This is a genomic window from Mesorhizobium sp. B2-3-4, from assembly GCF_006442315.1.
Classification (GTDB): Bacteria; Pseudomonadota; Alphaproteobacteria; order Rhizobiales; family Rhizobiaceae; genus Mesorhizobium.
The window spans coordinates 120,080-137,058 of record NZ_VFVY01000002.1 but is presented as its reverse complement, the minus strand read 5'-3'; the positions used below and the strand labels follow the sequence as shown (position 1 = coordinate 137,058).

Annotated in this window: 16 protein-coding genes; 8 read left to right on the top strand and 8 right to left on the bottom strand. The window is 63.9% G+C overall.

The features are described 5' to 3' along the window. Positions 1 to 3: 3 nt before the first annotated feature. Entirely contained in the window at positions 4 to 2,001 is a 1,998-nt protein-coding gene (gene cyoB / locus FJ967_RS04315) for a cytochrome o ubiquinol oxidase subunit I (RefSeq protein ID WP_140730462.1), read from the bottom strand. A gap of 10 nt (positions 2,002 to 2,011) precedes the next feature. Next, the gene (gene cyoA / locus FJ967_RS04310; RefSeq protein ID WP_140730461.1) at positions 2,012 to 3,193 is read right to left on the bottom strand and encodes a ubiquinol oxidase subunit II; all 1,182 of its coding nucleotides are present in this window, start codon (positions 3,191 to 3,193) and stop codon (positions 2,012 to 2,014) included. A gap of 202 nt (positions 3,194 to 3,395) precedes the next feature. Between cyoA and FJ967_RS04305 the strand changes: the two genes are divergently transcribed. Continuing rightward, positions 3,396 to 4,718 carry an MFS transporter gene (locus FJ967_RS04305; protein ID WP_140730460.1) on the top strand — a complete coding sequence of 441 codons (1,323 nt, stop codon included), beginning with the start codon at positions 3,396 to 3,398 and terminating at the stop codon, positions 4,716 to 4,718. Positions 4,719 to 4,765: 47 nt separating this feature from the next. Here the strand turns inward: FJ967_RS04305 and FJ967_RS04300 are convergent, their stop codons facing one another. From FJ967_RS04300 to FJ967_RS04285, 4 genes are all read right to left on the bottom strand, one after another. Next, a complete protein-coding gene (locus FJ967_RS04300; RefSeq protein ID WP_140730459.1) occupies positions 4,766 to 5,548 on the bottom strand; it encodes an SDR family oxidoreductase in 783 nt (260 codons plus the stop codon). 70 nt (positions 5,549 to 5,618) lie between these two features. Continuing rightward, entirely contained in the window at positions 5,619 to 5,954 is a 336-nt protein-coding gene (locus tag FJ967_RS04295) for a hypothetical protein (protein WP_140730458.1), read from the bottom strand. Next, complete coding sequence (locus FJ967_RS04290; RefSeq protein ID WP_140730815.1) at positions 5,954 to 6,826, bottom strand: DUF6772 family protein; 873 nt, start codon at positions 6,824 to 6,826, stop codon at positions 5,954 to 5,956. The genes FJ967_RS04295 and FJ967_RS04290 overlap by 1 nt, the downstream gene beginning before the upstream one ends. 58 nt (positions 6,827 to 6,884) lie before the next feature. Continuing rightward, complete coding sequence (locus tag FJ967_RS04285; protein ID WP_140730457.1) at positions 6,885 to 8,024, bottom strand: mandelate racemase/muconate lactonizing enzyme family protein; 1,140 nt, start codon at positions 8,022 to 8,024, stop codon at positions 6,885 to 6,887. A 131-nt stretch (positions 8,025 to 8,155) separates the two neighbouring features. Between FJ967_RS04285 and FJ967_RS04280 the strand changes: the two genes are divergently transcribed. From FJ967_RS04280 to FJ967_RS04255, 6 genes are all read left to right on the top strand, one after another. Then, positions 8,156 to 8,914 carry a FadR/GntR family transcriptional regulator gene (locus FJ967_RS04280; protein WP_140730456.1) on the top strand — a complete coding sequence of 253 codons (759 nt, stop codon included), beginning with the start codon at positions 8,156 to 8,158 and terminating at the stop codon, positions 8,912 to 8,914. Next, positions 8,911 to 9,696 carry an SDR family oxidoreductase gene (locus tag FJ967_RS04275; RefSeq protein ID WP_140730455.1) on the top strand — a complete coding sequence of 262 codons (786 nt, stop codon included), beginning with the start codon at positions 8,911 to 8,913 and terminating at the stop codon, positions 9,694 to 9,696. Before FJ967_RS04280 ends, FJ967_RS04275 begins: the two co-directional genes overlap by 4 nt. A gap of 72 nt (positions 9,697 to 9,768) precedes the next feature. Next, complete coding sequence (locus tag FJ967_RS04270) at positions 9,769 to 11,013, top strand: sugar ABC transporter substrate-binding protein (RefSeq protein ID WP_140730454.1); 1,245 nt, start codon at positions 9,769 to 9,771, stop codon at positions 11,011 to 11,013. 89 nt (positions 11,014 to 11,102) lie between these two features. Beyond that, on the top strand, positions 11,103 to 11,957 hold the full coding sequence (locus FJ967_RS04265) for a sugar ABC transporter permease (protein ID WP_140730814.1): 855 nt from the start codon (positions 11,103 to 11,105) through the stop codon (positions 11,955 to 11,957). Next, positions 11,954 to 12,796, top strand: a complete 843-nt coding sequence (locus FJ967_RS04260; protein WP_140730453.1) for a carbohydrate ABC transporter permease — start codon at positions 11,954 to 11,956, stop codon at positions 12,794 to 12,796. Before FJ967_RS04265 ends, FJ967_RS04260 begins: the two co-directional genes overlap by 4 nt. A gap of 8 nt (positions 12,797 to 12,804) precedes the next feature. Beyond that, positions 12,805 to 13,830, top strand: a complete 1,026-nt coding sequence (locus FJ967_RS04255) for an ABC transporter ATP-binding protein (RefSeq protein WP_140730452.1) — start codon at positions 12,805 to 12,807, stop codon at positions 13,828 to 13,830. A 15-nt stretch (positions 13,831 to 13,845) separates the two neighbouring features. Here the strand turns inward: FJ967_RS04255 and FJ967_RS04250 are convergent, their stop codons facing one another. Further along, positions 13,846 to 14,493: a fibronectin type III-like domain-contianing protein gene (locus FJ967_RS04250; RefSeq protein ID WP_246675164.1), complete on the bottom strand. Its 648-nt coding sequence runs from the start codon at positions 14,491 to 14,493 to the stop codon at positions 13,846 to 13,848. Positions 14,494 to 14,568: 75 nt separating this feature from the next. Between FJ967_RS04250 and FJ967_RS33280 the strand changes: the two genes are divergently transcribed. Further along, complete coding sequence (locus tag FJ967_RS33280) at positions 14,569 to 14,718, top strand: hypothetical protein (protein WP_181175686.1); 150 nt, start codon at positions 14,569 to 14,571, stop codon at positions 14,716 to 14,718. A 6-nt stretch (positions 14,719 to 14,724) separates the two neighbouring features. Here the strand turns inward: FJ967_RS33280 and FJ967_RS04245 are convergent, their stop codons facing one another. Continuing rightward, positions 14,725 to 16,794 carry an FAD-dependent oxidoreductase gene (locus tag FJ967_RS04245; RefSeq protein ID WP_140730450.1) on the bottom strand — a complete coding sequence of 690 codons (2,070 nt, stop codon included), beginning with the start codon at positions 16,792 to 16,794 and terminating at the stop codon, positions 14,725 to 14,727. Positions 16,795 to 16,979 lie beyond the last annotated feature (185 nt).

The following is a 16,979-nucleotide window of genomic DNA, read 5'->3' as shown; positions in this document are numbered from 1 at the left end:
ACCCTAGCCCTGGGCGGCGAGGAGCGTCGTCCTCGCCGCCTCCGTTTGCGTGACCTCGGCGGCCGGAATGTGGAAGTCCCTGTGATAGTTGAACGTGTGGCCGATCGCAGTGGCGATGAGGCAAACGAAGCTCAGCGCCGCCAGCCACCAGATGTACCAGATCATGGCGAAGCCGAGCGCGACGCTGAAGCCTGCCAGGATGATGCCGGTGCCGGTGTTGCTGGGCATGTGGATCGGCCTGAAGCCGGACAGCGGCCTGATATAGCCGGCCTTCTTCATGTCCCACCAGGCGTCGTTGTCGCGGATGACGGGCGTGAAGGCGAAGTTGTAGGCGGGTGGCGGCGAGGACGTCGACCATTCGAGGGTGCGGCCATCCCAGGGATCGCCGGTCGGATCGGCGAGCGCCTCGCGCCTGCGGATCGAGACGAATATCTGGACCAGGAAGGCCGCGATGCCGGCAGCGATCAGCACCGCGCCGAAGGCGGCGATGACGAACCATATCTGCAGCGAGGGATCGTCGAAGACGCGCATGCGGCGTGTCACGCCCATCAGGCCGAGAATGTAGAGCGGCATGAAGGCGAACCAGAAGCCGACCACCCAGCACCAGAACGAGACCTTGCCCCAGAACGGATCGAGCCTGAAGCCGAAGGCCTTGGGCCACCAATAGGCAATGCCGGCGAACAGGCCGAACAGCACGCCGCCGATGATGACGTTGTGGAAGTGCGCGATCAGGAACAGGCTGTTGTGCAGCACGAAGTCCGCCGGCGGCACGGCAAGCAGCACGCCTGTCATGCCGCCGACGGTGAAGGTGAGCATGAAGGCCACCGTCCACATCATCGGCAGTTCGAAGCGGATGCGGCCGCGATACATCGTGAACAGCCAGTTGAATATCTTGGCTCCCGTCGGGATCGAGATGATCATCGTAGTGATCCCGAAGAAGGAATTGACGCTGGCGCCGGAGCCCATGGTGAAGAAGTGGTGCAGCCAGACGAGATACGACAGGATGGTGATGACCACCGTGGCGTAGACCATCGATGTGTAGCCGAACAGGCGCTTGCCGGAGAAGGTCGAGGTGACCTCGGAAAAGACACCGAACAGCGGCAGGATCAGGATGTAGACTTCCGGGTGACCCCATATCCAGATGAGGTTCACATACATCATCGGGTTGCCGCCGAAATCGTTGGTGAAGAAGTTGGTGCCGACATAGCGATCGAGCGACAGCATGGCGAGCACCGCCGTCAGCACCGGGAAGGACGCAACGATCAGCACGTTGGTGCAGAGCGATGTCCAGGTGAAGACGGGCATGCGCATCATGGTCATGCCGGGAGCGCGCATCTTGATGATGGTGCAGATCAGGTTGATGCCGGATAGTGTCGTGCCGACGCCCGCCACCTGCAGCGCCCAGATGTAATAGTCGACGCCGACGTCGGGACTGTAGCCGATGCCGGAGAGCGGCGGATAGGCGAGCCAGCCGGTGCGGGCGAATTCGCCGACGAACAGCGATGCCATGACCAGGACGGCGCCGCCGACCGTCATCCAGAAGGAGAAATTGTTGAGGAACGGGAAGGAGACGTCGCGGGCGCCGATCTGCAGCGGCACGACGAAGTTCATCAGCCCGGTGACGAAAGGCATCGCCACGAAGAAGATCATGATCACGCCATGCGCGGTGAAGATCTGGTCGTAGTGATGCGAATTGAGATAGCCTTCCGAACCGTTAAAGGCGATGGCCTGCTGCAGGCGCATCATGATGGCGTCGGAGAAGCCGCGCAGCAGCATGACGAGGCCCAGCACCATGTACATGATGCCGATCTTCTTGTGGTCGACGCTGGTGAACCACTCGCGCCACAGATAGGTCCAGAGCTTGAAATAGGTGATCGCGCCGAGAAGCGCGATGCCGCCAAGCGCCACCGCGATGAAGGTGGCGACGACGATCGGCTCATGCAGCGGCAGCGACTCCAGGGTGAGGCGGCCGAAAATGAATCTGGTCAGCGTGTCGGGCATCGGCTGTCTCTCACAATTCGCGCCGCAGCAGGCCGAGCGGCGGCATATCCGCCTCGGCGCTGCGGCTGTCTGTCCCTGGTCGGAGCATTCCTGCCCCGCGAAGCGGCGACAGGTTCTTCGCCGGCCAGTAGGTCGGCCATGCATCGCGGGACGCGCGCGCGACGGCAGCCGCCTCCTCGGCCGTGCAGATGCTGGCGACATAGGAGGGATCGTTCCCGAACACCGCGCCGCGCCGGGCGAGCTTGTCGTATTGCAACGGCAAGGTGTTGCGCACACCGGCCAGCCCCAGACCGCCCTTGGCGTCGATCGACATCATCTCGTTCATGCACATCTTGCCGCGCTCGACGCACAGATTGAGGATGGCGCCATAGAGGTCGGGATCGACGGAGGCGTAGTGTCGGACAGGTTCGTTCTCGCTCGGCTTTTCCAGGTCGAGATAGCTGTCGCGGTCAAGCTTCGCCGATGCGGTCCTGGTCTGCGCCACCCATTGCTCGAAAGCCTCGTCGGACAGACCGTGGAAGGCAAAGCGCATGCCTGAAAAGCCGGCGCCGCTATAGTTGGCCGAGAAGCCGCTATAGGTGCCCTCCCGGTTGATGACGGCGTGCAGCTTGGTCTCCATGGCGGGCATGGCATAGATCTGGCCGGCAAGGGCTGGAATGTAGAAGGAATTCATCACCGCCGACGAGGTGATGCGGAAGTCGATCGGCTGGTTGACCGGCGCGGCGAGCTCGTTGACGGAGGCGATGCCGTAGTCCGGATAGATGAAGAGCCATTTCCAGTCGAGCGCCACGACCTCCACCCTGAGCGGCTTGTGGTCCTGCGTGACGGGCTGGCCAGGCTCGATGCGATCGATGCGGCGGTATGGGTCGAGCAGGTGCGTGCCGAGCCAGGTCAGCGCGCCAAGACAGATGATGATCAGCAGCGGTGCCGCCCAGATCACCAATTCCAGCTTCGTCGAATGATCCCAGTCCGGCGCGTAGGTCGCCGAGGCGTTGGATTGCCGGTAGCGCCAGGCAAAAAAGACGGTCAGCGCCATGACCGGCACAATGATGATCAGCATCAGCAGGGTCGAGACGACGAGCAGGTCGCGCTGCTGGGCGGCGACATCGCCGGCCGGCGCCAGCACGACGAGATCGCAGCCGCTCAGAAGCCCGGCCAGGGGAAACAGAAGCAAGGCTCCAAATCGTTTCATCAGACGCTGCCCTCGATGGACCGCGCAACCGTTGATGTTGCAGTGCGGTATGGATCAAGGGCTACTGCCGGCGGCGCCGCGGTGACATTGGACAATTTGTCCAATGCCAAGTTGCCCTGGCTTTGGCGCAGTGTGCAGCGCACAATGGGATTGCCGGAATTGCGTCCCCGACACGACTTTCCACCTGGTGGCGACAGACAAGATGGCTCAGACTTCGACTGCCGAAACGAACAGCGAGCTGATCGGCTCGCATCATGGCCAGGTCAGCGCGGGCGATATCGCGGTCGGCGTGATCGTGGGCCGGACGTCGGAGTTCTTCGACTTCTTCGTCTATGCGATCGCGTCCGTTATCGTGTTCCCCAAACTGATGTTTCCGACGCACGATCCGCTCGCCGGAACGCTCTATTCCTTCGCCATCTTCGCACTCGCCTTCATCGCCCGCCCGTTCGGCTCGGTGCTGTTCATGGCCGTCGACCGCGCCTATGGCCGCGGCGCGAAACTGACGATAGCGCTCTTCCTGCTCGGCACCTCGACCGTCGCCATCGCGTTCCTCCCCGCCTATGGTGACATCGGGGCGGTTGCGATCTGGCTTCTGGCGCTGGCCCGCATCGGACAGGGGCTGGCGCTTGGCGGAACTTGGGACGGGTTGCCCTCGCTCCTGGCGCTGAACGCGCCACGCAACCGGCGCGGCTTCTATGCTATGATCCCGCAACTGGGCGCGCCGATCGGCCTCATCGTGGCGAGTTCCCTCTTCGCCTTCTTCGTCGCCAATCTGTCGGCCGACGACTTCTTTTCCTGGGGCTGGCGCTATCCCTTCTTCGTCGCCTTCGCCATCAATGTCGTGGCCCTGTTCGCCAGGCTGCGCATCGTGGTGACGCCCGAATTCTCGAAACTGTACGAAAGCGGCGACCTGCAGCCGACGCGTATCAGGGACACGATCAGGGCCGAGGGCCGCAACGTCGTCATCGGCGCCTTCGCACCGCTGGCCAGCTTCGCCCTGTTCCACATGGTGACGGTGTTTCCGCTCTCCTGGGTGTTCCTGTTCACCAACGAGGGGCCGGCACGCTTCCTGTTGATCGAGGCGGTGAGCGCGCTGTTCGGCATCGCTGCCATCGTCGCATCGGGCCCGCTGGCCGACAGGATCGGACGCCGCGCGCTGCTCGGCGGTTCGGCGATCGCCATCGCGACCTTCAGCGGCTTTGCGCCGCAACTCCTGGATGGCGGCACGGTCGGCGAGGCGCTGTTCATGGTGCTGGGCTTCATCCTGCTGGGACTGAGCTTCGGGCAGTCGTCGGGCGTCGTCGCATCGAGTTTTTCACGACAACACCGCTATACCGGCTCGGCGATAACCTCGGATCTGGCCTGGATGTTCGGCGCCGGCTTCGCGCCGCTCGCCGCGCTGCTGCTGGCCGGCAATTTCGGCCTCATCGCGGCCGGCGCCTACCTGCTCTCGGGCGCGGCCTGCACCTTGCTTGCCTTGTGGATCGACAGGCAGCGTTCGGTCACGGACCGCCCGGCCGACTGAACGCCGCAGCTGCGTGAAGGGCGCGGGTCGACGGGCCGACCCGCCGGTCAGCGGAACATCGAACCGCCATCGACATCGAGCGCCGCGCCATAGACGAAGCTCGCAGCGTCGGAGCACAGGAACAGGATCGCGGCGGCCATGTCGTCGGGCCGGCCCATGCGGCGTATGGGCAGGTTGGCGGCGATGCGGTCCTTGAGGGCCGGATCGATGTGGGAATGCATCGGCGAATCCGTCGGCCCCGGATTGAGGGCGTTGATGCGCACCGCCTTTCCCGCCAGTTCGCGCGCGACCGACTTCACCAGCGAGAGCGTGCCGGCCTTGGATGCCGCATAGGCCGTGTCGGCGATAAGCCCCCCACCCCCATGCACGCCGGCGTCCGATGCCACGCAGACGATGTTTCCTCCGCCGCTGCCTAGCATGCGCCGCACGGCCCCCTGAACGGTGAAGAAAGTGCCCAGCAAGTTTACTCCGAGTACGCGCTGCCAATGCGCCCAATCCTGTTCGGGAATCCGTTTGGCGGTGATGATGGCGGCACAGGTGACGACATTGTCGAGCCGCGCCAGCCTGGCATCGCAATAGTCGAACATGCGCGCAATGCTGTCGGGATCGCCCATGTCGGCCACCACCTTGTGCGGCGTTCCCGCCATTGCGCCCAGTTCGTCATGGCGCCGGGCAAGGCCTTCGGCGTCACGGTCGCACATCACCACCTCGGCTCCCTTGGAGAGGAACGCACGGGCGGTTTCGAAACCCATGCCGCTGGCGGCACCGGTCACCAGCACGGTCTTGCCGGCAAAGCTGTCCTGGGCAAATGTGGCGTATGCGTCGGTCATGATTTCTCCGTGGGGGCGAAAAGTGATTGGCCAGCCGCAGGTGCGGCACGTGGCGCCGGCGCGAAACGGTTCAGGCCTTCAGATGAAGCGTCACCAGCACGGTGCACTCCGCGCCGTCATCGAACCTTGCCGCGACGCGCAGCCAGTTACCGAAATGGGCAAGCCGCGCCATCGTCACGGCGTCGCGCTCGTCCGGCAGCGCAAACTCGGTGCCTTCGCGCAGCCAGTGCATGCCATCCGGCGATATCTCGACCCATGCCGTGGCGGTGGCGCCTATGGGTTGCTTGAGTGCGCGCACGAAAAAGACCGCCTCGCGCGCCCATCCCGCTTCGTACGGTTCGCTGGCGGCTTCGCCACACCAGCGCTCATTGCGCGAGACAATCGCCGTGATGTTCTCGGGCAGCATCAGAAATCTCCCGAGATGCAGATGGAATCAACGTAGAGGAAGGCCCGCTTGGCGATGTCGGTTTCGGCGAACAGGCCGAAATTGAGCATGCACCACAGGTTCTTCATCGCCGGAATGCGGATCGAATCGTAACCCGAGAGATCAAAGCTGCGATCGTTGCAGCGCAGCCCCAGCGCCGTCATCGTTGCCAGATCGAAATCGAAGCACAGATAGGTCCAGTTCACCTTGGTGGGAATCTCGTTGTAGCAGAGGCGCTGCGATCCGCCGGGCAGATCGAGCCAGCCTTCCGGCGACAGATGGTAGTGACTGATCGTCTTGTTGTCGGTGCCGATCGGGATGATGTTCTCGGTCTCGCGCTTGTACTGCCATTTCTGCAGGTGCTGACCGTCGAGGGCGTTCAAGAAGCGCAGATGCGGCATGACGCGATCGTTGCTGCCGTCGCCGTCCTGGTCACCACCTTGCAGGTCGAAAAGAAAGCCGACGGAACGTACGTCGGTTTCGGACAGCTTCAGCGTGCTGGCTTCCGGCTTGAAGGTAAAATACATCTCGAAACGGATCGGCCCGCGGTTGCGGAAAGTGTGGCGTTTGATGGCGACGTTGCGGGCGCCCGCCACAGGGCGCGTCGCGATCTTCAGGGCATAGGACGAACCCATCCCGCCATGCGAACCGGCGTCCCAGTGCGCGAGGGTCGACAGCATGGCGCTGGTGTGCTGCGCGTAACCGGGCAGCATCGTGTCGAGGTCGTCTTCGTAATTGCCGACGAGCTGCGACCAGCCGCAGTGGCCGCGCGCAAAATTGTCGAACGATAATATCCGTGGCAATGGATCGAAACGGCTGAGTGCCGGATCGGCACGCAGCAGCGCCAGGCGCATTGCCTCGGTCAGGTCGCCGGTCTGGTTTGGAGCCTGGTTGTTCATCTGGTCTCCGGCCTCATTCGGCTTTCAGTTTCTTGACGGCATTCCAGTCGATTTCGATGCCGAGCCCGGGCTTTTGCGGGACGTCGAGCGTTCCGTTCTTCTGCCTGAGGCAGCCGGGCGCGAGATCGGCCAGAAGCGTCTTGAACGGGCTGGCGTCGCATTCGCATTCCATCACGCCGAAGTTCGGCATCGCGGCAGCGAGATGGACACTCGCGGTCTCGCAGACGATGCCCGACATGCCGATATGGGGGGCGTAGCCGATGTCGTGCGCGGCGGCGTAATCGGCCATCCGGCGGGTCTCCGAGATGCCGCCGGCGCGCGCCACGTCGGGCTGCAGCACCGACAGCGTCCGGTTGGCGATCAGGCGTTGCGCCTGGTCGAGGGTGAAATTGCTTTCGCCCGCGGCCAGCGGTACGTCGCACCGCCGGCGCAGTTCCTCGTAGCCTTGCTCATTCTCCGGTCGCAGCGGTTCCTCGAACCAGAAATAGCCATTCGCCGAAAGCGCCCGGCCAACCTCAACGGCCTCGTCCAGATCGTAGGCCCAGTTCGCGTCGACGCAGAGCCCGATCGCGTCTCCGGCCCGCTTGCGGATACGCTCGATGCGCTTGCAGGCGTCACGCACGGGGCGTGCCATCTTGACCTTGATGCGCGTGAAGCCCTCGGCGACATAGCGATCGAGCTCGTCATCGGCGACCTTGTCGTCGACCCAATTGACGGCGGCGGCGTAGACATCGATGCGGTCGCGCCCGACGCCGCCAAGGAGTTTGGCGATCGGCTGTCCGGTCGCCTTGCCCAGTATGTCCCACAGCGCGATATCGATGCCAGCGATGGCCTCGATCAGCATGCCACCCGCCCTGCCCGACAATGCGCGGCGCATCGATTGCCACAAGGCGCCGATGTTGCGCGCATCCTGGCCGAGCAGGCGCGGCCTCAGCGAACCTTCGATCAGCTCGACATAGGCCTTGGGCGAAAACCGCGCCAGGGTTTCACCAACCCCTACAATACCTTCGGTGGTGCGCACCTCGACCAGGACCAGCGAGACTTTTTCGTAGACCCCCCAGGACGTGACGGTGGGCCTGGGCAGCGTCTGACTGAGGGGATGGGCAATCACCTCGGCAATCTTCAGCGGCCCCGCCGCGGTTGGATCGCTCATGCGCATCGATATCAGACTTCCCTCGTCCTGCGGATGGCACCGTCATAACTCTCACTTATAAACTTAGCAACCAGAAAACTTAGTTGCTATGTTTATAGCTGTCGTGCTACGCAGCCAAAAGAGGAGCCCCAATGGCCACGGAAACAGCACGCAAATCGATTTTCGCCGCCAAGCCGGCGAACCCATCGCGCCTTGCCGATGGTGTCTCGGACGCAATTGCAGCGGCGCTGTTCGACGGACGCATCGCGCCGGGCGAGGCGCTGCCGCCGGAGGGCGAGATCGCCAGGGAGTTCGGCGTCTCGAAGCCGATCGCGCGCGAGGCGCTGCGCCAGCTGACCAGCGCGGGCCTGGTGTCGACGCAGCAAGGCAAGGTGGCTCGTGCCAAGGCGCTCAGCGGCGAGCCTATGGACCGCATCTATGCCTATGCCGTGCGTTCGAGCCTGACGCGGCTTCAGGAGGCCAACGAGATGCGCCGCGTCATCGAGCTAGGCATCGCCCGGCTGGCCGCCGAGCGCCGCGATCCACGAGGGCTGGAGATGATGCAGCAGGCCTTGCTCGACATGCGGGCCGGTATCGGCAGGCCAGGTGATTTCACGCAGGCCGACATCCTGTTCCATCTCGGCCTCGCCGCCGCCACCGGCAACTCCATGATCCGTATCCAGATGGAAGGCATGCGCTCTGTGCAGCGGGAGGTCTCGGAGCTGTTCTCGCGGCGCTCCAACCGCACCGAGGCGGATTGGCGGGCGACGGTCGAACGCCACCAGGCGATCCATGACGCGATCGCGGCAGGCGACACCGATCTCGCGGACCGACGCATCCACGAACATTTCGATGCGGCCGACATCGCTTCTTTCGAGGTGGCGGACAAGCTCGGGGAGCCGTCGCCTTGATCCAGGACCGTTTTTCCCTTGCCGGCCGTCGGGCCCTGGTGACCGGTGCCAGCTCCGGGATCGGGCGTGCCGTTGCGATCGCCCTTGCCCAGCAGGGCGCCACTGTGGTGCTGCACCATTTCGGCGACGCCGCCGGGGCGCGCGACACGGCTTCGGCCATCGGCCCCGGCACTGTTGTGCACGAGGCCGATTTCACCGACAGCAGGGCAATGTCGGTCTTTGCGGATGCGGTCGGCGACGGCGCAATCGACATCCTGGTCTCGAACGGCGCGATCGAGCGGCGCCGGGCCTGGGACGAGGTCGACGAAGCGCATATCCAGGCGCATGTCGCGGCCAATTTCACAGCACTGCTCGCCTTGGTCGCGCGGCTGGTTCCGCCCATGGCTAAACGCGGATGGGGACGTGTGGTGGCGACCGGCAGCGTGATGGCGCAGCGCCCGCGCGCCGAGACCATCGTCTATGCATCGATGAAGGCCGCGCAGTTGACGGCGATGCGCGCCATGGCCCGCGAGGTCGCGTCGCATGGCGTCACCATGAATGTCGTATCGCCCGGTGCGATCGAGACGGAGGCCACGGCCGAACGCTACCGGGACGCCGCTTTCCGTCAGGCGGTCGCGGCAAAGATTCCCGCCGGCCGCCACGGCCAGCCGGACGACCTCGTGGGCGCCTTCATTTTCCTGTGCAGCGACGCCGCCCGCTACATCACCGGAGCCGACCTTCCCGTCGATGGCGGCTGGACGATCGGCGACGCGACCGGCGCCGTGCCCAGGGCAACAGCATGACATGACGCCGTCGGTTGCCAGGCCATTCCTGCGCGACTGTTGGTTGGACTATCAGCGTTTCGGGAGGAAACCATGAAGACCGCAATGAAACTCGCACTGTCGGCACTGGCGCTGTGCGCTCTGCCGGTCCAGTCGCCGGCCCAGGAACTGCGGATGACCGTGTGGACCGGCAACGATGCCCATCTCAAGATGCTGAACGGCATCGCCGCGGGCTTCATCGCCAAGCATCCGGGAGTCACGGTGAAGTTCGAGACCGTTCCAGTCGCCGACTATACGCAAAAGCTCACCTTCCAGGTCGCCGGTGGCAACGCACCCGATATCGCCTGGATGATGGAGGATGCCGCGCCGGCCTTCGAGAACGCCGGTCTGCTCATGGATATCGGCCCGACGCTGAAGGCAACCGAGGGATACAGTTTCGAGGATTTCTCCGAGCCGGCGATGGCGCTCTGGCAAAAGGACGGCAAGATCTACGGCGTGCCGTTCTCGACCTCGCCTTTCCTGATCTACTACAACAAGGACATGTTCGACAAAGCGGGGCTGGAAGATCCCAACCAGCTCGCCGCCAAAGGCGAGTGGAACATGCAGAAATTCCAGGACGTCGCCAAGAAGGTCACCGAGGCCAATCCCGGCAAATGGGGCTTCGAGTTCAAGGACGGCGAAGGCTATGCGTCGCGCATGACGCACGCCTTGCTGCCGCCGGTACGCGCCTACGGAGGCGATCTGTGGGCCAACGGCCAGTGCGGCCTGGACAAGCCGGAGGCGGTGGCCGCGATCAAGCAGCTCCATGATATGGTGTTCAAGGACAAGTCGATCGTGCCGCCGGGCGAGCAGGGCGACTATTTCTCCGGCAATTCGGCGATGACCGTGAACCAGATCTCGCGCGCCTCCAAGATGCCCGAGGCGGGTTTCAAATGGGGCATCGCACCCTTGCCGTCGGGGCCGGCTGGCGAGGCTCCCGTCATCGGCCAGGCCGCGCTGACCGTCTTTGCATCGGGCAAGAACACAGAGCTTGCCGCACAGCTGGTCGCCGAGATGACCAGCAAGGACAATGTGGCTGTGATGGCCCAGTTCTTCCCGCCGGCGCGCAAGAGCGTTCTGGAGAGTGACGCCTTCGTCAACTCCAACAAGCTGATCCCGCCCGAGCAGATGAAGAGTGTCGCCGCAGCGATCGTCAACGGCCGCGTTCATCCCTCGCATGAGCATGTGCCCCAGATTTTCGCCGCGATGGCGCCGCGTGTCGATGCGTTGTGGCGGGCCGACGCCGATGTCGAGGAGGCGCTGAAGGGCGTCTGCGCCGCCATCCAGCCGCTGCTCTGAGGGGGCTGCGCTTCGTGGCTGGCAGTCCATCCAGGGACAATGCGGCGCACTCGGCCAGGGCGCCGTGGTTGACTCTGAAAACCAGGGAAATGCTGGAGGCGTGGCTGTTCGTCAGCCCGACCTTCATCGGTTTCCTGATCTTCTTCCTGGGGCCGTTGGTTGCCATTTTCTATTATTCGACGACCGAGTGGAACCTGCTCAGCCAACAGGCGACCTTCGTCGGCCTGCGCAACTTCGAGAATGCGCTGCTGGAGAACCCCGACTTCTGGCATGTCGTGCGCAACTCCGTGATCTTCGCACTGGGGCTCGTTCCCCTGAATATGGCGCTTGCGCTCTCGCTCGCGCTGGCGCTTTCGCGGCCGTTCTTCGGCGTCGTCTTCTTTCGCACGGTCTTCTTCGCACCGGTGGTTACATCGGCGATTGCCTGGGCCATCGTCTGGAAGTTCATGCTGCAGGGCCAAGGCGGCGCCGTGAACCAGATGCTTGCCTGGATCGGCATCGACGGTCCGAACTGGCTGCGCGAGCCCAACTGGGCGATGGCGGCGGTGATCGTCACCCGCGTCATCAAGATGGTCGGGCTCAACATGATCCTCTACATCGCCGCGCTGCAGTCGATACCGCGCGACTATGAGGAGGCCGCGACGCTGGAGGGCGCCTCGCGCTGGCAGGTCTTCCGCATGATCACCTGGCCGCTGCTTGCGCCAACGACGCTCGTCATCATGGTGCTGACGACGATCGGGTCGTTCAAGGTGTTCGACCACATCTACCAGATGACCGGCGGCGGCCCGGAGAACGGCACGCTGGTGCTGGCGTTCTACATCTACCAGCAGGGCTTCAAATTTTTCAATGTCGGCTATGCGGCAGCGCTGGCCCTGATCATGTTCGCCATCGTGATGGTGCTGACCCTCGCTCAGGTGATGTTGCGGCGGAGGGACATGGAGTGACCGCGCGCCGGACCGAGATCGTGTACCGCATCTGCTGGACCATCGCGCTGCTTTTGCTGGCGGTACCCTTCATCTTCCCGTTCCTGTGGATGATTTCCGGCGGCTTCAAGAGCACCACAGAAATCTTCGGCGCGCCGACCCTGATCCCCCGCGTCTGGCGTTTCGAGAATTTTGTCGAAGTGTTCACCTACCAGCCCTTCGCCCGGCAGTATTTCAATTCGCTCTATATCGCCGCGACGGTGACGGTGCTGACCTTGTTCATCGCCTCGCTCGCCGGCTACGCGCTGGCGCGCATCCGATTTGCCGGCGCGGGCCTCCTGATGCTGTTCCTGGTGATGGCGCTGATGGTGCCGGAAGAGGTCACCATCATCCCCAACTTCTTCCTGATCCGCGCCATGGGTCTGATCGACACGCACTGGCCGCTCATCCTCTTGCCGGTGTTCGGGCCGCAAGGTGTGGTGGCGACGTTCCTGATGCGCCAGTTCTTTCTGGCACTGCCCAAGGAACTCGAGGACGCCGGCAAGATGGACGGGCTGTCGCGCTTCGGCGTGTGGCTGAAGATCGCGCTGCCGATGTCGCGACCGGCGCTTGCCGCAGTGGCGATCATCACCTTCCTGCATTCGTGGAACTTGTTCCTCGAACCGCTGATCTTCCTCAGCTCGCTGGAGAAATTCACGCTGCCGCTGGCGCTGTCCAACTTCAACGACAGCTACGGCCTGCCGCTATGGAACCTGCAATTGGCGGCGACGAGCCTGGCCGTGGTTCCCATCCTCATCATCTATTTGATCGCCCAGCGCCAGATCATCGAGAGCTTCGCCCTCTCCGGCGTCAAGGGATAGGGAAAGTCATGACAAAGGTTCTGCTCAAGGGCATCCGCAAAAAATTCGGGGCGGTCGAGATCATCCGTGGTGTCGATCTCGATATCGAGGATGGCGAGTTCGTGGTTTTCGTCGGCCCGTCGGGATGCGGAAAGTCGACGCTGCTGCGGCTGATCTCGGGTCTGGAACATATCAGCGGAGGCGAGCTCCATATCGGTGGCCAGCTGGTCAATGAGGTGCCGGCGTCCCGGCGCGGCGTCGCCATGGTGTTCCAGTCCTACGCGCTCTATCCCCACCTGACCGTCCGCGACAACATGGGTTTCGGCCTCAAGGTTCGCAAGGTGCCGGCCAGCGAACGCGCCCGCCGCGTCTCGGAAGCCGCCGCGACGCTGAAGCTCGAGCCGCTGCTCGACCGCTTTCCGCGCCAGTTGTCGGGCGGACAGCGCCAGCGCGTGGCCATCGGCCGCGCCATCGTCGGCAATCCGGATGTCTTTCTCTTCGACGAGCCGCTCTCAAACCTCGATGCCGAACTGCGTGTCCACATGCGCTCCGAGATCGCGGCGTTGCACCAGCGTCTGTCGACGACGATGATCTACGTCACGCATGACCAGATCGAGGCGATGACGCTTGCCGACAAGATCGTGGTGCTGCGCGACGGCAGGGTCGAACAGGTCGGCACACCCCGCGACCTCTACGACAGCCCTCGGACCATCTTCGTCGCCCAGTTCATCGGCAGCCCCAAGATGAACATCCTGCCGCTGGCCGACGGAGGGCCGATCGCGCCCGGCGCATCGGTTCCCGCGACGGCCATATCGGTCGGCATTCGGCCCGAGCACCTGTCGCTGGGCAAGTCCTCGAACAGCACTTTGCGCGGCAAGGTCAGGCTGGCGGAATATACAGGCGCCGTCACGCTACTTCATGTCGAGCTGGACGGCGGCCAGACCTGCCTCGTCATCCAAAATCAAGGACCGGCGCCCGAAACCGGCGCCGAGGTCAGCTTGCAAGCTGACCCCGGACGTCTGCATTTCTTCGATCGGGAAGGACAGGCGGTCTGATATCGGCTGCGGCGATCAGGCGGCGCGACGGTCCTGCTCGTCTGCTTCCTGGTTGATCTCAGCAAGCAGCGCCGCGACATCGGCCTTCGGGAAAGTATGGCGGAAACACCGGTCGAAGGTCGTGAATATACCGACAAACGAGTTGGCGCAGTGCTCAAGCATGCGATCGGCATCCTCGAAGGAGATGCAGAGCTGCTTCTGCAGGAAGCCGTTGAACTTGTAGCGGGCAGCCGGATTTTCCAGGACGAAGACCGGCTGCGTGTCCCATTCGATGCGCCGATGCACCGCGCCGGCGCAGACCGTGTGCAACTCGCTGCCCAGGCGAATGTCGCGCGAGGATGCCCCGACCTCGATGGTGATCACATCATCATTGAGCGTCCAGGCCTGAAGCGTTGTATCGTGGGCGCAGAGATCCCGCGCCGCGATCTCGACAGTCACCTCCCCGCTTTCGCCTGGAGAGAGCTCGACCTTGGCAAACCCCTTCAACTCGCGCACCGGGCGCTTCAGCCTCGGCCGCCCGTAGCGGGCGTAGATCTGGCAGATCTCCTTGCCGGCGACTTTTCCGGTATTGGTCACTGTAGAGCGGACCGCAACCGTCTCGCAGGCGCGCAGGACGGCGCGGTCGAGCGTCAGGCCGGAATAGGCGAACGCGGTGTAGCTCAACCCGAAGCCGAACGGGAAAAGCGGCTCGATGCCGCGCGCATCGGTGGCCAGGGCCTGCGGGGCGCGAAAAGCAAATTGACCGAGGAGGACGCGTCCGAGGCATTGCGGCTTCTGTCGCACCATGCGGCGGAGATCGGCAAGGCCGCCGAAGTATCCGTCGGGATCAGCGTCACCGGGCGCGGACAGCTCACGCTGCGCGCGCTCTACAATGCAAGCATTCCCTAAAACGATCTATTCCACCGCCAGCGCGGTGACTTCCCGCCGAAACGGCAATGCGTCGCCGATGTCGGGCCCGTCCAGCTCGCGGGCAAAGCGATGGCCGGCATAGGTTGCCCAGGCGATGGGTCCCGGGGCTTCGGCATCGCCGATGACCTTGACCGAGCGGATGCCATTGTCGGTCCACTCGTTTTCCCTTGCCTTGAGATCGCGCCAAACGGCGTCGCTCTGGTTGCGCGACGTGACAAGGACGGCGGCGTCGGCTGTCAGATCGTGCTTCGCACCGGTGTAGACGCAGGCCGTCACGACACCACCTGAGGCGACACGCACGACCGTCCTGTTGAGCACGATATCGACGCCGAGTTCCGCCAGGCGGCGGTGAATGGCGCCCTGCTCAAGCGTGTTGCGTGTCCAATCCGAGACATAGGCCGATGGCGTCACCAGCGTCACCTTCGCTCCCCGACGCGCCATAAGCTCGGCGAGAACGCCGCCCATGTAGTAATGATCGTCGTCGAACAGCACCACCTTGCCGCCCGGAACCTTGCCGCCCATCAGATCGTCGGGCGTGTAGACCGGCATGGCGGCGTCGATCGGCATCGGCACGACATGGGCACGCGCCACGCCATCGCGGCGCCAGGTCGATCCGGTGGCGATGGCGACGTTCTGGAAGCCGAAGGACAGGATGTCATCCCCCGACAGCCGGCTTTCGAAATAAATGTCGACATCCGGCATCTGGCTGAGCTGATACTGCCGATAGTCGCGCACCCTGCCCCAGGCCGACAGGCCTGGAAGTTTGCTTTCGCGCGCCACACGCCCGCCAAGTTCGGTGCCCGCTTCCGCGATCGCCACCTTATAGCCGCGCAGGCCGAGCGCGCGTGCGGCCTCCAGCCCGGCCGGCCCGGCGCCGACGATCAGCACGCTGTCGCTATCGCCCTTGGCCTGCATGCGCTCCGGATGCCAGCCTTTGCGCCATTCCTCCATGAAGGTCGGGTTCTGTGTGCAGCGTGAGATCGACATGGTCATGTCGCCGGTAATGCAGATGTTGCAGCCGATGCATTCGCGGATGTCCTCGATGCGGCCTTCCTCGACTTTCCGCGGCAGGAAGGGATCCGCGATCGACGGGCGCGCGCAGCCGATGAAGTCGAGCGTGCCCGACCTGATCATCCTCACCATCACGTCGGGAGAGGTGAAGCGGCCGACGCCGACGACCGGCTTCGAAGTCAGTTTCTTGATGCCCGACACCAGGCTTTCCTGCGCCGCCTCTTCCTTGAAGCGCGACGGGCCCGAGCAATCCTCCCATGCGCCGTGCGCGAGATCCCAGAGATCGGGCAGTTCGGCATGCATCTCGATCATGTCGCGGACTTCCGAATTGGCAAAGCCGAGCTCGCCGATCATCTCGTCCAGCGACAGCCTGAGCGTCAGGCCGCAGGTCTCGCCGATCGCGTCGCGCCCTTCCTCGATCAACTCGCGCATCAGCCGCGAGCGGTTTTCCAGCGAGCCGCCATATTCGTCGCCGCGCTGGTTGGTGGCGGTGGACAGGAAATGCTGGATAATGCCGAAACCATGCGCGCCATAAAGGCAGACAAGATCGAAACCCGCCTGCCTGGCGCGTTTGAAGGCATTGCGGTGCCAGCGGCGCAGGTCCCTGATATCCTGCTTGTCCATGGCGCGCGCCTGCACCGGGTCGTTGGTGAAGGTGCGGATCGGCAGGGCCGACGGCCCGCGCGGCACCTCCTTGGTGTAGAGGTTGGGACCGTTGATGCCGGAATAGGCGAGCTGGATGCCGGCCAGCGCGCCGTGCTCGTGCATGCCATTGGCCATCTTGGCCAGGGCCGGAATGTCGGCATCGTCCCAGAGCCGCAGTTCGATGAAGGGCGTGATCTCGGAGGTGTGGTGCATCTCCGTCTGCTCGGTGAAGATGACGCCCCATCCGCCTTCCGACTTGACACGGCGCATCTCGGCCGCGGCGGACGGATCGCGATAACCGCCGCCATTGCAGTGCGGAACCTGGTAGAAGCGGTTCTTGGCCGTCACCGGACCGATCTTCATCGGCTCGAACAGAATGTCGTAGCGTGGGTCGCGCATCTAGCTTCCTCCGTGCCGGACCGGCACCGCCGGCCCCTGCCGAGACTACTCATAGATTGGAGCCGGCGCGGGAAAACTATGGATTTCTTCTGCGCCGATTAGGACGCGCCTAATCGCGCGGCGATGCGGATCAAGCGGATTAGTCTCGGTTGAACCGCGGCTGAGCGAAATGCGACTTCAGGGCA

Coding starts and splice junctions, on each gene's coding strand:
- FJ967_RS04295 (WP_140730458.1), bottom strand. CDS start 5,954: ATGCTGCCCGAGAACATCACGGCGATTGTCTCGCGCAATGAGCGCTGG.
- cyoB (WP_140730462.1), bottom strand. CDS start 2,001: ATGCCCGACACGCTGACCAGATTCATTTTCGGCCGCCTCACCCTGGAG.
- FJ967_RS04270 (WP_140730454.1), top strand. CDS start 9,769: ATGAAGACCGCAATGAAACTCGCACTGTCGGCACTGGCGCTGTGCGCT.
- cyoA (WP_140730461.1), bottom strand. CDS start 3,193: ATGAAACGATTTGGAGCCTTGCTTCTGTTTCCCCTGGCCGGGCTTCTG.
- FJ967_RS04305 (WP_140730460.1), top strand. CDS start 3,396: ATGGCTCAGACTTCGACTGCCGAAACGAACAGCGAGCTGATCGGCTCG.
- FJ967_RS04285 (WP_140730457.1), bottom strand. CDS start 8,024: ATGAGCGATCCAACCGCGGCGGGGCCGCTGAAGATTGCCGAGGTGATT.
- FJ967_RS04265 (WP_140730814.1), top strand. CDS start 11,103: ATGCTGGAGGCGTGGCTGTTCGTCAGCCCGACCTTCATCGGTTTCCTG.
- FJ967_RS04245 (WP_140730450.1), bottom strand. CDS start 16,794: ATGCGCGACCCACGCTACGACATTCTGTTCGAGCCGATGAAGATCGGT.
- FJ967_RS04290 (WP_140730815.1), bottom strand. CDS start 6,826: ATGCGCCTGGCGCTGCTGCGTGCCGATCCGGCACTCAGCCGTTTCGAT.
- FJ967_RS04300 (WP_140730459.1), bottom strand. CDS start 5,548: ATGACCGACGCATACGCCACATTTGCCCAGGACAGCTTTGCCGGCAAG.
- FJ967_RS04255 (WP_140730452.1), top strand. CDS start 12,805: ATGACAAAGGTTCTGCTCAAGGGCATCCGCAAAAAATTCGGGGCGGTC.
- FJ967_RS04280 (WP_140730456.1), top strand. CDS start 8,156: ATGGCCACGGAAACAGCACGCAAATCGATTTTCGCCGCCAAGCCGGCG.